Consider the following 14199-nt stretch of genomic DNA (forward strand, 5'->3'; position numbering starts at 1 on the left):
CGCCCTATGAGCGGTCGCCAGCCCGTCGACCGGCGGCGGTTCGAGGCCTGGGTTTACGGCCGCGCCATTTCGCGCGGCATGCCGCCGCCAGTGCCCCAAGGCGGTAGTTTTCGGATCGAGACCGGCCTGCCGCACGAGACGCGACGCCATGTCTTCCCGGCCGTGTCTCCCGAACTCGTCGCAGTCGCCAAGGCAATCAGCGAGCCGCGGGTCTTCGTCAAAGCGTTCGTCACCGCCGCAGATCTGGCGCGCGCCCTGCCGCCGGGATGGGAGATCCAGCCACCGGGCTACATGATGATTCGCGATGGAGCCGCAGCCGGTGATGCGCCACTGTTCCCCCCAGGCTATTCGCTGGCGGTCGGCCTCGACGGCAGCACGACCGTCGCGACGATTACTGCCCTCGACGGCAACTGCGCCGCCAGCGGCCGCGCAGCGGATTACGATGGCTACCGAGTCTACGACCAGATCGTCACCGAGCCTGAACACCTCCGGCGCGGCCTCGGTCGTGCCGTGATGGCGGCACTGGAGCCAAGCCGAGATGAGGTCCCGCTGCTGGTCGCGACCGAGACCGGTCGGAGCCTCTATATGGCGCTGGGCTGGCGGGTCGTCGCGCCCTACACCTCGGCGGTGCTGCCCGGCTGAGGCTCCTTCAGGTCCCGCAACCGCCGCCGCCGCAGCCGCGGCTCGCGCACCATGCCCGGGGCCGCGCCCTGGATCGCGGCGCGGAGTTCGGCGCGTTTCTCGTGGATCGAGGCGATCACCGGGCCCATCGGGACGCCGAGATCGACCAGCAACGCCTCCGCGAGTTGCAGGCTTGACTCGACGGTCTCGGGAACCGCGTCGGTGACGCCGAGCCGGTACAGGTGGCTGGCGTGGTCCGCATCGCGCGCGCGGGCGACGAGGCACAGATCGGGGTGGCGTTCGCGGATGACGCGGACCAAAGTGTCCAGCCCGGTGCTGCCGTCGACGGTCAGCACGACGGCGCCGGCGCTGCCGAGCGCTAGGCCGTCGAGAAGTTCAGGGCGGCGGGCGTCGCCGTAGACCACGGGTTTGCCGGCGCGCCGCAGTCGCGCAACCGAATCAGGGTCGCTGTCCACCGCCAGATAGGGGCGGCCGTGGGCCTCCAGCATCGAGGCAACCAGCCGCCCGACGCGGCCGAAGCCGATGATGACCGTGCGTCCGGGGACGGTCGGGATCACGGGGACTTCGGGGACAGGTGTGCCGGCGCTGAGGCGGCGTTCGAGGGCCTGCCCGGCGAGCCCGAGCAGCGGCGCGATTGCGAGGCCGAGGCCGGTGATGAGCAGCGCGAGACCGGCGGTCGGCCCGGCGACCAGCCCGCTAGCAGTAACCGTGCCGACGACGACGAGACTGGTCTCGGAAGGCGCTGCGAGCAGTGCTGCGACGTTCGCTGTGACGCCCGTCGCGCGGCCACTGAAGCGCAGGATCGCCGCCACAACCAGTGCCTTGACCACCACTACCGCAGCAACGCCGCCGAGCACCAGCAGCGGCGAGTCCGCGATCGCGGCGAGGTCGAGGCGCATGCCGACCCAGATCAGGAAGACGCCGAGCAGCAAGCCCTCGAAGGGCGCGACGGTCGCCTCGATCTGGCGACGGTACTCGGTGTCCGCCAGCATCGCGCCCGCCAGCAGCGCGCCGACGGCCGGTGACAGCCCGGCGACGGTGGCGACCGCGGCACTGCCGATCAGCACAACCAGCGAGGCTGCGAGGAACAGCTCAGGCCGCCGCGTCCGCGCCGCCTGGAGGAACAGCGGGCGCATGACCAGCTTGCCGGCCAGCACGATGCCGCCGACGGCGAGCAGCCCGGTGGCGAGCGCGCCGCCGAAGCCCGACGCCGCCGATCCGGCCCCGAGCAGCAGCAACACCGGCGCGATGGCGATGTCCTGGAACAGGAACATGGCGAAAGCGGTGCGCCCGGCCTGGCTGCCGATGCGGCCGCTGCTGCTGAGCATCTGCAGCCCGACCGCGGTCGACGACAGCGCCAGCGCAAAGCCGAGCGCCAGCGTCGCCGCGAGGCCGAGCCCGAACGGCCAGATCAACAGCGCGAGTGCCGCGGTGGAGCCGAGCACCTGAGCCGGCCCGAGGCCGAAGATCAGCTTGCGGAGCGTTTTCAGCCGCTCGACCGACAGTTCCAGCCCGAGCGCGAACAGCAGCATCGCAATGCCGATCTCGGCGGCGGGGGCCAGTACCTCGGCGTTCGAAATGGTCAGTGGCGCCAGAGCGGGGACGGCCCCGAGCGCATGCGGGCCGACGGCGACTCCGACGAGGATAAAGCCGACGACCGGCGAGATGCGCAGCGCGGTGAAGGCCGGAATGACCAGCCCCGCAGCGCCGAGAACAACGATCAGGTCCTTGAAACCCTCGGATTCGATGGGGAGTGACATGCCCGGCAGGGTGGCACACGCGGCGGCGTGTCCCTAGCGCGGAGGGTAATCTAACCAGAAAGGAACAAATCCCGTTTCACGTGAAACAGATTGGCCGTAGCGTCGAGATTTGCACTGGCGCAGCCGGCTCGTAGCAGCGGACGGACAAAGCGATATCAGCTCGCCAGTCAGTCCACGCTTACGCCCGCGCCATCGCCACGCGCTCAAGAATGACCAGCGGCATCGCGCCCTGCCGGAGCACGTCGTGGAAAGCCTTCGGGTCCCATCTCGCGCCCTGCTTCGCCTTGACCGCATCCCGCAGCTTGACCCACTGGGTATGCCCGACCTTGTAGCTGAGCGCCTGCGCCGGCCCGACGGCGTAGCGGTCGACCTCGCGCTCGGAGCGCCCGTGGGCAAAGCCGGTGGCGGCAACCATGTAGTCGGTCGACTTCTCGCGGCTCCAGCGCTTGTAGTGCATGCCGGTGTCGACCACGAGCCGCGCCGCGCGGAACAGGAAGCTCTGCAAATAGCCGATGCGGCCGAGCGGATCGCCCTCGTACAGGCCAAGCTCGTCCGCGACCTGCTCGGCGTAGAGTGCCCAGCCCTCGGTGTAGGCCGAATAGCCGCCGCGCCGCCGGATCAGCGGGATGTCCGTCGACTCCTGCGCGATGCTGATCTGCAGGTGATGGCCGGGGATCGCCTCGTGATAGGTCAGCGTCGCGAGGCCGAACTTCGGCCACTCGTGGGTGTCCTTGAGGTTGATGTAGAACGCAGCCGGGCGTGAGCCGTCCGGGGCTGCGCCTTGGTAATAGCCATTCGCCGCACCGTCCTGGATGAACGCGGGCACGCGCCGCACCTCGATCGGCGCCTTGGGTAGCGTCCGGAACAGTGATGGCAGCTTGGGGTAGGCTTCCTTGATCTGCTCGTTGAGCTTGATCAGCAGTGCCGCGCGACCGGGATTGTCGTTGGCGTAGAGCTGGTCTGGCCGGTCGCCGAGCGCGGCCAGGCGCTGCCCGACGCTGCCCTGCGTCAGGCCCTGCGCCTTGAGCATGGTGTCGAGCCGCCCGGTGATCTCGGCAACCTGCGCGAGGCCGAGGCGGTGGACTTCGTCGGGGCTCAGCTCGGTCGTCGTCGAGCTTTTGACCGCAGCCGCGTAATAGGCGTCGCCGTCAGGCAGTCGCCAGACCCCGGCCTCATGGGTCGCCTTGGCGCGGAGCGCGGTGATCGCGGCGATGTGCCGGTCGAAGGCCGGGAAGATGGCGGTCTCGACGATTGTCGTCGCCTGCGGGCCGTAGTCCTTGGTCAGCCCGGCGGCCTTGCAACGGCGGACGAGCGATTCGACCAGAACCGTCGATCCGGCCGGTTGCGTCCGGAGCGCATTGAGCTGCTGGAGCGTAACATCGAGGGCGAAATCGGGCGCAAAGACGCCGCGCTCGGCATCGCTCATCTGCCGTGCCAAACTGTCGTCGAGAGCCTTGGGGAAGGCGCTCAGCCGCGCCAGATAGGCGTCGGCGTCGGCGGCGTTGACGATCTTGTGGGTGGTGTCGAGGAAGTCGGGGATGCCGCGGTACGGGCCCTGCTGTTGGGTGATGACGTAGGGCTGGAAGTTGCCGCGCGCCGACCCGAAGGTAAAGCGCGTCTCCGCCGCGATACCGCGCGCCAGGTCGTAGTCGATGACGTCGTAATCGAGCTTGGGGGCCTCCGACAGCGCGTTTCGGTCGATCACATGGAGCCGCGCCAGCCGGTCCTTCTGCCGCACCAGGCGCTTCGATTTGCCGTCGGCGGAATAGTCGTTGAGCTGCGATTTCAGCGCTGCCCGGGGACCCTTGTCGAGCCCGAGCGACGACGCCTGCTCCGGCGATTCGTCGACGCCCTCATAGTAGAACGCATCGAGCAGGGCCGCGAGCCTCGCGTCCTCGGAGGTCGCAGCAATGACGGCGGCGGGGAGGGCGGTCGCGGCGGCGGCAAGGGCGGAGGTGGTGAGAAACTGGCGACGGTGCATGGGGGTGAGGCCCTGTCTGCTGGCCCCCCTCCCGGCACGGGAGGGGTCGGGGGTGAATCTTCCAACTGCTCGGAGATTCGCGTTGGGGCAAGGCCCATCCCCAACCCTTCCCATACCGGGAAGGGGCCGTTCGGCGCCGACCCTTACGCCATGATCGCCTTGTCGAGGTTGGCCCGCACGGCCTCGAAGAACTGCTCCGTGGTCATCCACGCCTGGTCGGGGCCGATCAGGATGGCGAGGTCCTTGGTCATGTGGCCCTGCTCGACGGTCTCGACGCAGACCCGCTCCAGCGTCTCGGCGAAAGCGGTGACCTCCGGCGTGTTGTCGAGCTTGCCGCGATGCTTGAGGCCGCCGGTCCAGGCGAAGATGCTGGCGATCGGGTTGGTTGACGTCGGCTGGCCGCGCTCGTGCATACGGTAGTGGCGGGTCACGGTGCCGTGCGCGGCCTCGGCCTCGACGGTCTCGCCGTCCGGGGTCAGCAGGATCGAGGTCATCAGGCCGAGCGAGCCGAAGCCTTGCGCGACCATGTCCGACTGGACGTCGCCGTCGTAGTTCTTGCAGGCCCAGATGAACTTGCCCGACCATTTCAGCGCCGACGCGACGAGGTCGTCGATCAGCCGGTGCTCATAGACGATGCCAAGCTTCAGATATTGGGCTTTGAACTCGTCGACGTAGATCTGCTCGAACAGGTCCTTGAACCGGCCGTCATAGGCCTTGAGGATCGTGTTCTTGGTGCTCAGGTAGACCGGCCATTCGCGCTGGATGCCGTAGTTGAGACAGGCGCGGGCGAAATCTCGGATCGAATCGTCGAGGTTGTACATCCCCATCGCGACGCCGGCGGAGGGGAACTGGAAGACCTCGTGCTCGATCTCCTGACCGTCGTCGCCGGTCCATTTCATCATCAGCTTGCCCGGGCCGGGGATCAGGAAGTCGGTGGCCTTATACTGGTCGCCGAACGCGTGGCGGCCGATGACGATCGGGTCGGTCCAGCCGGGGATCAGGCGCGGCACATTGGAAATCACGATCGGCTCGCGGAAGACGACGCCGCCGAGGATGTTGCGGATCGTGCCGTTCGGCGACTTCCACATGCGCTTGAGGCCGAACTCCTTCACCCGCGCCTCGTCCGGGGTGATCGTCGCGCACTTTACGCCGACGCCGTGTTCCTTGATGGCGTTCGCCGCTTGGACGGTGACCTTGTCGTCGGTGGCGTCGCGGTGCTCGATACCGAGGTCGAAATAGAGCAATTCGATGTCGAGGTAGGGCAGGATCAACTGCTCGCGGATCCACTGCCAGATGATCCGGGTCATCTCGTCGCCGTCGAGTTCGACGACGGGCTTGGCTACCTTGATCTTGGCCATGTATTCCTCGGTTTTATCGGCTTGCCCTCAGGGGACAATGTCGCGGGCAGCCTTACGGGGCGAGGGCTCGGCAAGCAACCGGGTGGCGAGCGCATCGAGGCTGTCGACCGGTTCGGCGAGGCGCATCAGGTCGGGCGGGGCAAAGCCCTCCTGGTCGAGATGCGCGAGCAGCGCCATGAACGGGGCCCAGTAGTCGCTCGCGCCGAGCAGATAGATCGGCTTGTCGTGGATGCCGAGTTCGCGCCACGTCATCGCCTCGAACAGCTCGTCGAGGGTGCCAATGCTGCCGGGCAGGGCGATGACGGCATCGGCCAGGTCGTGCATCAGCATCTTGCGCTCGTGGAGGCTCTCGACAACATGCATCTCGGTCAGGCCGACCTGCGCGACCTCCTCGCGCATCAGCAGGCGGGGGATGACGCCGACGACCTCGCCGCCGCCCGCGAGGCAAGCCCGCGCCGTTTCGCCCATCAGCCCGATGCCGCCGCCGCCGTAGACCAGGCGGATATTGTTCGCCGCGCACCACGCTCCAAGGTCGCGGGCGGTCGCGGCGTGGGCGGGGTCGGTGCCCGAGCGCGAGCCGCAGAACAGGCAAAGTGAGGTGATCGGCATGCCGAGGGCTTTGCCACAAATCGCCGCGCCGGCAACGCAGGAAGTGTTGACAGGTCCAACAATATAGCCTTGCATATATCAAGTTATGGAGTGAGGCGAATGGTTGGCGATCTGATCCGCGAGAACGAGGCGCTGTTCCTCGGCAGCCGGCTGAAACGGCTTGCGGAAACCATGCAGGGGCAGGTCATTTACGTTGCCGAGCGCGCTGGGTTGGCGATCCAGCCGAGCCAATATCCGCTGCTCGCGACACTCGACGTCTACGGCCCGCAGACGATCAGCGAACTGGCGCAGGCGATGCAGACCAGCCAGCCGAATGTAACGCGGACGGTGTCGCGGCTCGTCGAGCTAGGGCTCGTCAATGTCAGCCGCATCCGCCGCGACCAGCGCCACAAGACAATCACACTCACGAAGGCCGGCGCAGCGGCGATGCTCAGGTCGAAGCTCGCGGTATGGCCCGGCATCGAAGCCGCGGTGACGGACATGGTCGGGACGCTGAAGGGGTCGCTGTTCGAGCAGATCGCGGCACTCGAAGCTCTGCTGGCCGAAAGCCCGCTCGACCAGCGTGCGGCCGCGCTGCCCCCGCCGCGCCTGTCGATTCGCGAGTTCAGCGACGACCTTGCGCCTGCCTTCCGTGACATCAACGCCGAGTGGATCGCCGACATGTATCGGCTCGAGGACACCGACCGCGAGGTCCTCGACAACCCCCGCTCGCGCATCGTCGACCCCGGCGGTGCGATCCTGTTCGTCGAGGCGGAAGGGGCTGGTATCGTCGGTACATGCGCGCTCCAGAAGACCGGCGAGCGGCAATTCGAGCTGACCAAGATGGGCGTGCTTGCGGCGGCGCGGGGCTGCAAGGCGGGCGAGTTTCTACTGGCAGCGGTGATCGAGCGCGGTCTCGCGATGGGGGCGGATTGGCTTTACCTGCTGAGCAACCGCAAGTCCGCGGCGGCGATCCACCTGTATGAGAAGCTTGGGTTCGTCCACGACGCCGAGACGATGGCGCGGTTTGGGGCGCGCTACGAGCGCTGCGACGTCGCGATGCGCTATGTTGCGGCCCAGTAGCGCATTGTTTGCCCCCGCCGTCCTATCCCGCTAAAGCACTCGCATGACTGAAATCCCGACCGAGATTGAGGCGGTGTCGCCGCGGACAACGCCGGTCGTCGTGACCGAGAGCGCGCAATACGCGCTGCCGCCCGTCCACCGCGAGGGGCACAAGTTCGTCGCCATCGCGGCGATCACGACGTTGCTGGTCGGTTTCGCGCTGCACTGGACGACGCTGGCGTGGCTGCTGGCCGGCCTGACCTTGTGGATCGCGGCGTTCTTCCGCGACCCGGTGCGAGTGACGCCGTCGGAGCCCGGGCTGATCGTCTCGCCCGCCGACGGCATGGTCAGCCTGATCACCGAAGTCGAGGTGCCGCGCCAGCTCGGCGGGATCGGCGGCCTGGGCATGGTTGCGATGACCCGGGTGTCGGTGTTCATGTCGGTGTTCGACGTCCACATCAACCGGGCGCCGGTCGCCGGCACCGTTCGCCGCGTCGTCTATGTCCCGGGCAAGTTCCTCAACGCCGACCTCGACAAGGCCAGCGACGACAACGAGCGCCAGTATTTCATCATCGAGGGCGACAGCGGTGTCGCCGTCGGCTTTACCCAGATCGCGGGCCTCGTGGCGCGGCGCATCATGCGCTTCGTGCAAGAGGGCGATGTCGTCCGCATCGGCCAGCGCATCGGGCTGATCCGCTTCGGCAGCCGTCTCGACATCTACGTTCCCGCCGGTCACGCCGTGCAGGTCGCGGTCGGGCAGCGCGCCGTCGCCGGCGAAACCGTGATCGCGCGCGCCGGCGCGTTGCCGTTGCTCGCCGCCACCAAGCAGTGAGCCGCACGACGGCTCAAGTCGCAAGCGACGGGGCATGAAGCTCGATACCGAGCTCGACGAGCCGACCCGGTTCCAGCGCGTCCTGCCGATGCGCGCGCTGATCCCTAATGCGGTGACCGTGCTGGCCCTGTGCTTCGGACTGACCGCGGTGCGGTTCGCGATCGCCGGCGAGTGGGAGAAGGCGGTCGGCGCGATCATCATCGCCGGTGTGCTCGACGGCATCGACGGACGCATCGCGCGGCTGCTCAAAGGCACCAGCCGCTTCGGCGCCGAGCTCGACTCGCTGTCCGACTTAACTGCGTTCGGGGTTGCCCCGGCGCTGGTCCTGTACTTGTGGTCGCTTCAGTACATGCCCGGCGTCGGCTGGGTGTTCGCGCTCGGTCATGCAGTGGCCTGCGCGCTGCGGCTGGCGCGGTTCAACTCGCGCCTCGACATCGACGAGCAGCCGCACAAGCGTGCCGGCTTCCTGACCGGTATTCCCGCTCCGGTCGGCGCGGGTCTCGCGCTGAGTCCGTTGTTCTTGTCGTTCTGGATCGGCCCCGAGTGGCTCGCCGATCCACGCCTGCGCTTCGCCGTCAGCGCGGTCGTGATCGCTTCTACTGCGGCGATGATGGCGTCGAGTTTGCCGACCTACGCCTGGTCCTCGATCCGCTTGCGCCCGTCGTGGCGGCTGGTCGCGCTGCTCGGTGTAGGTCTGTTTGCGGGAGCTTTGTTCTCCGCGCCGTGGATGACGCTGTCGCTACTCAGCATCGTCTATGCGGCATCGATCCCGCTGGCGATCCGCAGCTACGGTCGGGTCAAGCGGCGTAGTGCAGTCGCGGCGCTTCCGTCCGGACCACGCCTCTAGAAGCTCCTTCGGCGAGCACGTCGATTATTTGCGGCAAATGACGACCGATCAGCGTGGTGATTAAACTCAGCAGACCGAGCAGCAACGTCGTGCTCACCACTGCAATCGCGAAAACTTCAGTCATATCAACCTCCACCGCAGGTCCGGTGCGTACCGGTAACGAATGAACCGATTCGCATCTTGTTCCGACCGTTCCCACTTTGTTCCTGGTTTGTCAAATCGACGCAGCGGCGGTGTTCATCTTGGCGACATCGCTGCCGCCCGATGCTATCGAGATTGCATTGCGCAAGCGGTCGGGGGACTGCCCATGGATATCGTCGATCTGGACTACGCGCCCGCACCGGAAATGCCGGTGCTGGAAGCCGCCAACGACAGCGCACCGCCCGGCCCGGCTGACACGAGCCGTCGCGCCGGGTAAGGCTCACCCGAAATCGGGGAGAGTTTCGTGATCAACGACGGACACATGCAGGACTGGCCGTTGCTGGTGTCGCGGCTGATCGATCATGCCGGCGTCAATCACGGTGACCGCGAGATCGTCAGCCTGGCGGTCGAGGGCGGCGTCCACCGCACCAACTGGCGCGAGGTCCGTGCGCGCGCGCTGAAGGTGGCACAAAGCCTCGACCGGCTCGGCATTCGCACCGGAGACCGCGTCGCGACGCTGGCGTGGAACACGTGGCGGCATGTCGAGAGCTGGTACGGCATCTCGGGAATGGGCGCGGTCGCGCACACCATCAACCCGCGGCTGTTTGCCGACCAGATCGTCTACATCGCCAACCACGCCGAGGACCGCGTACTGTTCTTCGACCTCAGCTTCATGGCGCTGGTCGAGGAGATCGCGCCGCGGCTGGAGACGATCGAGCATTATGTCGTGCTCACCGATGCTGCGCATTTGCCCGAGTCGTCGCTGAAGCTGACCGCTTACGAGGACATGCTCGCCGGCGTCGACGGTGACTACGAATGGGCCGTGCTCGACGAGAACGCGCCTGCAGGGCTGTGCTACACCAGCGGCACCACCGGCAATCCCAAGGGCGTCCAGTACAGCCACCGCTCGAACGTCCTGCACGCGATGGCGGCGGCGATGACCGACACCTATGGCATGTCGCAGCGCACCGTGGTGCTGCCGATCGCGCCGATGTTTCACGCCAACGCCTGGGCGATTCCGTACACCGCCGCCGCAACTGGTGCTAAATTGGTGCTTAATGGCCAGAACTTCGATGCGGCGACGCTCAGCACGCTGATCCGCGACGAGGGCGTGACGCTGTCGTTGGCGGTGCCGACGGTGTGGCTGACGGTACTCCAATACCTTGAGCGCACCGGCGAGGGGCTCGGCCAGCTTGAGCGCGTCGCCATCGGCGGGTCGGCGGTACCGCGCTCGATGATCGAGGCCTTTCGTGACCGCCACGGCGTCACCGTCGGGCATCTGTGGGGCATGACCGAGATGTCGCCGCTCGGCACGCTCGGCGTCCTGTGCTCGAACGTGCTGGCGCTGCCGCCCGAGGCCCAGGTCGACATGCAGTGCAAGCAGGGCCGCGCCGCCTTCGGGGTCGAGATGAAGATCGTCGGCGGCGACGGCGCGGAGCTACCCCGCGACGGTCGCAGCTTCGGCCGACTGCTAGTCCGCGGGCCATGGATCGTCGGCCGCTACTTCAAGGGCGAGGGCGGCGACGCGGTCGACGACGGCGGCTGGTTCGACACCGGCGACGTCGCCACCCTCGATCCCCTCGGTTACATGCAGATCGTCGACCGGTCGAAGGACGTCATCAAGTCGGGTGGCGAGTGGATCAGCTCGATCGACCTCGAGAACGCCGCGGTCGGCGCGCCCGGGGTCGCCGAGGCCGCGGTGATCGGCATCCACCACCCGAAGTGGGACGAGCGCCCGCTGCTGCTGGTCCGCGCCCGCGACGGCGAGACCGTGACCAAGCAGGGCGTGCTCGACTATCTGCAGCCCCGCATCGCCAAGTGGTGGACCCCCGACGAGGTGCTGATCGTCGACGACCTGCCCCACACGGCGACCGGCAAGTTGCTCAAGACCGAGCTGCGGGCACGCTACAAGGACTATGTATTGCCGACGGCATGAGCCCGGGTGTGATCACCTCATCCCGGGCATCAAGGCCTAAGCAGCGCGCGCTGCAACGCGCACGCCCGACCGGCGGATCGCGGTACCGAGCAGGCCGAATCCAATACCCATCAACGACCAGGTCACCGGTTCCGGAATCGGCGACGGCATCGAATCGATGCCAAGCAGGATGACGTTATCGAGCGCCGGGCCAACGCCTTCCCCCATGCTCGAAAAGCTCAGCGTCGTCGTCTCGGACAACGCCGTAAATTCGAAGAAATAGCTCTGCCACAACATGTTGGTGAGACTGTTGTCCGCCGTCACGTCATAGACCTGGAGCAGCGGCTGCACACTGCCGACGGCGACCATCAACTGCTTGCTACCTGCGCCACTTGCAGGATCACCCGACATATCGAACAGAATCGCATACGATCCGCCGACGTCGGTTGCGAACGTCTGCGAGATCGTGCTCGCCGTCTCCGACAGGTCGAGTGAGCGCGATCCATTGGCGGCCTGCCAGTAGTCACCGACGTAGCCAAGGCCACCGCCGCTCACTGTCCAGCCGACGATGTCGCTGCTGTTCGCCGCGACATAGCTTTCGCCGACGCCCGGGTTGCTCCCATCCTCGAAACTGCCGTTCACCAGATCGACTGCGAGTGCCGGCGCTGCGGCGCTGCTGCACACCAACGCAGCGGTTAATACGAAAGGATACAGCCTCATCAACAAACTCCCCGTTAAGCCCGACCGGCTCTGTCCACGACCCCAGAACCGGATAACGTTTCTGCGTTAGCAATGACTTAACATACGGTACGAGTTCGTACATTGTTTCCCAAGCGGTCCAAATTCAGAACAGGCTGCCTTGCGCACTTGGGACTTTAAAAAGGTTGGTGCGCAGTTCGACACGGGCGTTGGCCAGCCCGAGCTTGGCGCACGCCAGCTTGAACCGCGTCCGCAGCATCTCGACGTAGGGGCCCGACCCGCGCATCCGGGTGTGGAAGTCGGGATCGTTGTCGCGCCCGCCGCGCATCGACTGGATCAGCGTCATGACCTTGCCGGCGCGGTCGGGGTGGTGAGTGTCGAGCCAGGCGCGGAACAGCGGCGCGACTTCGTGCGGCAGGCGCACCGGCAGCGCGAAGGCCCCGTGTGCTCCCGCGTCCTTCGCCGCCGCGAGGATCGCCTCGATCTCATGATCGGTGACCGCCGGCACGATCGGCGCGACCGAGACGAACACCGGCACGCCTGCGTCCGCCAGCGCGCGGATCGCCGCGATCCGCCGCATCGGAGTCGGGGCGCGCGGCTCCAGCGTTCGCGCCGTGACCCGGTCGAGACTGGTTACCGAGACCGCGACCGCCGCCAGCCCGCGTTCCGCCATCGGCGCGAGGATGTCGATGTCGCGCGTGACCCGATCAGACTTGGTTGTGATCGTCACCGGATGCCCGAATTCCGCCAGGACCTCGAGGCATGCGCGCGTGATGTGGTGGGTCGCCTCGATCGGCTGGTAGGGGTCGGTATTGGTCCCCATCGCGATCGGCCGGCAGGCGTAGCCGCGCTTCGACAGCTCGGCGCGGAGCAGGGCGGGGGCGCTTGGCTTGGCGGTCAGGCGGGATTCAAAGTCCAGCCCCGGCGACAGGCCGAGATAGGCGTGCGTCGGCCGCGCGAAACAATAGATGCAGCCGTGCTCGCAGCCCCGATAGGCGTTGATCGAGCGGTCGAAGCCGATGTCGGGCGAAGCGTTGCGCGTGATGATCGTGCGCGGCGTCTCGAGGCTGACCTCGGTACGGAGCGGCGGGACACCGTCGTCGATCTGCTCGCGGTCATCCAGCCAGTCGCCGTCGCTGACACGCGCGGGGTCGTCGAAGCGGGTACTGCGCGCGTTGAGCGGTGCGCCGCGGCCCGACCGGAACTCGGAGTTGAGCATCGCGCGAGATTAGGCGCATTTCGAGAACAAGACAAGAACACAGCGCTGATCGGGCGGACCGTCAGCGGCACTGGCTTGGTCCCTCAGGCCCGGTTTGCTATACCGGCTACCGGTGCAGGAGACATGCGATGTTGTTCGTGTCGATGATCGTCGCCGCGACCTTGGCGACCAGCGCGAGTCCCGGGCAGCGGCACGATTGCAAGCCGATCGAACCGGAACCGGCGACTGCGGCGTTGCGGGCCGGCTTCCACAAGCTCGGCGAATTGCCGCCGGCAAACCATGTCCTGGCACTGTTCCGGACTATCGATAGCTGCCCGGCACCGGTGGTCGTCCGCTACGGTATCGGCACCGTGGATCGACCCGTCCGCTAGCGATCCGGGCGGCATGGTTTCGGTCCACACCGCCCGGTCGCCAACCTGTTTGCCCGGGCGCGTTATGCCGCCGGGCAGGCGTCTCACATTGTACGAATACGACAAATCGCTCTTCGCGAGCGTTCAGCCGAAGACGTTGTAATAGACCTCCTTGATGTGCCCGTTCTTGCGGCGGACGAGCAGCAGGTCGGGACCATAGCGCACCCAGCGGTAACCGCTCGGCGGCGAGCCAAAGCCCAGCGCCGCGTAATTATTGTAGTAATAGCCGCTGCTCAGGAAGATCGACGGCAGGATCAGGCCCGGGTTCCAGCGCCGATAGCCGTAGCCGCGCGGGTAGCGATAATGCGGAGCCGAGACCGGCGGGCGCTGCCAGTTGCCGCCGCCATGGGGTGGCCGCGGCGGTCGCACGCCGATTGGCGGACGCCCGCCGTTACCGGGCCGAGGCGGCTGGATCTGCGGGCCGCCAGTGCCGGGACGCGGCGGCTGGATCTGCGGGCCGCCAGTGCCGGGACGCGGCGGCTGGATCTGCGGCCCCCCGTTACCGGGGCGCGGCGGGCGAACTTGTGGGCCACCGTTGCCTGGACCTACGGGCCGATTCATGCCGGGCGGACGCCGGTCGGTCGGCCGGGCCTGGTCGCCGCCGCCCGGACGGGCGGGCCGCTGACGGTCGGCGTCCTGTGCGTCCGCGACGGTCGCGCCCATCATCAGGGCGATCGTGGCGATCAAGGTTGTCCGTGACATCGGTGTCTCCCCTTGGCTTTGGCTGGTTCGACTCAGGCTATGT

The 14199-nt window shown here is 67.2% G+C and carries 13 protein-coding genes; 6 read left to right on the forward strand and 7 right to left on the reverse strand.

The window, feature by feature from the left end; all coding sequences use genetic code 11:
- Nucleotides 1-6 precede the first annotated feature (6 nt).
- Entirely contained in the window at nucleotides 7-642 is a 636-nt protein-coding gene (locus KX816_05755; GenBank protein ID QXQ07527.1) for an N-acetyltransferase, read from the forward strand.
- On the opposite strand, the gene KX816_05760 is transcribed toward KX816_05755, so the two are convergent.
- The 4 genes from KX816_05760 to KX816_05775 all read right to left on the reverse strand — a co-directional run bounded on the left by KX816_05760 (nucleotide 615) and on the right by KX816_05775 (nucleotide 6350).
- Complete coding sequence (locus tag KX816_05760; protein QXQ07528.1) at nucleotides 615-2402, reverse strand: cation:proton antiporter; 1788 nt, start codon at nucleotides 2400-2402, stop codon at nucleotides 615-617. The two genes, KX816_05755 and KX816_05760, sit on opposite strands and share 28 nt — an antisense overlap.
- A gap of 178 nt (nucleotides 2403-2580) precedes the next feature.
- Complete coding sequence (locus KX816_05765; protein QXQ07529.1) at nucleotides 2581-4383, reverse strand: DUF885 family protein; 1803 nt, start codon at nucleotides 4381-4383, stop codon at nucleotides 2581-2583.
- Between the two features lie 143 nt (nucleotides 4384-4526).
- Nucleotides 4527-5741 (reverse strand): NADP-dependent isocitrate dehydrogenase, encoded by a 1215-nt coding sequence (locus KX816_05770; protein ID QXQ07530.1) that lies wholly within the window; start codon nucleotides 5739-5741, stop codon nucleotides 4527-4529.
- A gap of 27 nt (nucleotides 5742-5768) precedes the next feature.
- Complete coding sequence (locus KX816_05775) at nucleotides 5769-6350, reverse strand: TIGR00730 family Rossman fold protein (GenBank protein ID QXQ07531.1); 582 nt, start codon at nucleotides 6348-6350, stop codon at nucleotides 5769-5771.
- Between the two features lie 99 nt (nucleotides 6351-6449).
- Here KX816_05775 and KX816_05780 point away from each other — a divergent pair, with 99 nt between their 5' ends.
- From KX816_05780 to KX816_05795, 4 genes are all read left to right on the forward strand, one after another.
- Nucleotides 6450-7412 carry a bifunctional helix-turn-helix transcriptional regulator/GNAT family N-acetyltransferase gene (locus KX816_05780; GenBank protein ID QXQ07532.1) on the forward strand — a complete coding sequence of 321 codons (963 nt, stop codon included), beginning with the start codon at nucleotides 6450-6452 and terminating at the stop codon, nucleotides 7410-7412.
- A gap of 43 nt (nucleotides 7413-7455) precedes the next feature.
- Complete coding sequence (locus KX816_05785; GenBank protein QXQ07533.1) at nucleotides 7456-8223, forward strand: phosphatidylserine decarboxylase; 768 nt, start codon at nucleotides 7456-7458, stop codon at nucleotides 8221-8223.
- Nucleotides 8224-8257: 34 nt separating this feature from the next.
- Complete coding sequence (locus tag KX816_05790; protein ID QXQ07534.1) at nucleotides 8258-9070, forward strand: phosphatidylcholine/phosphatidylserine synthase; 813 nt, start codon at nucleotides 8258-8260, stop codon at nucleotides 9068-9070.
- 463 nt (nucleotides 9071-9533) lie between these two features.
- Nucleotides 9534-11147: a long-chain-fatty-acid--CoA ligase gene (locus KX816_05795; protein QXQ08419.1), complete on the forward strand. Its 1614-nt coding sequence runs from the start codon at nucleotides 9534-9536 to the stop codon at nucleotides 11145-11147.
- A gap of 36 nt (nucleotides 11148-11183) precedes the next feature.
- Here KX816_05795 and KX816_05800 read toward each other — a convergent pair whose 3' ends face one another.
- Nucleotides 11184-11846: a choice-of-anchor C family protein gene (locus tag KX816_05800; protein QXQ07535.1), complete on the reverse strand. Its 663-nt coding sequence runs from the start codon at nucleotides 11844-11846 to the stop codon at nucleotides 11184-11186.
- A 124-nt stretch (nucleotides 11847-11970) separates the two neighbouring features.
- Nucleotides 11971-13044, reverse strand: a complete 1074-nt coding sequence (locus KX816_05805) for a PA0069 family radical SAM protein (protein QXQ07536.1) — start codon at nucleotides 13042-13044, stop codon at nucleotides 11971-11973.
- 128 nt (nucleotides 13045-13172) lie between these two features.
- On the opposite strand from KX816_05805, the gene KX816_05810 reads away from it, so the two are divergent.
- Nucleotides 13173-13415: a hypothetical protein gene (locus KX816_05810; GenBank protein QXQ07537.1), complete on the forward strand. Its 243-nt coding sequence runs from the start codon at nucleotides 13173-13175 to the stop codon at nucleotides 13413-13415.
- Between the two features lie 123 nt (nucleotides 13416-13538).
- On the opposite strand, the gene KX816_05815 is transcribed toward KX816_05810, so the two are convergent.
- Nucleotides 13539-14156 (reverse strand): RcnB family protein, encoded by a 618-nt coding sequence (locus KX816_05815; GenBank protein ID QXQ07538.1) that lies wholly within the window; start codon nucleotides 14154-14156, stop codon nucleotides 13539-13541.
- Nucleotides 14157-14199: the final 43 nt, after the last annotated feature.

The sequence above is a fragment of the Sphingosinicellaceae bacterium genome, assembly GCA_019285715.1.
Taxonomy (GTDB): Bacteria; Pseudomonadota; Alphaproteobacteria; order Sphingomonadales; family Sphingomonadaceae; genus Glacieibacterium.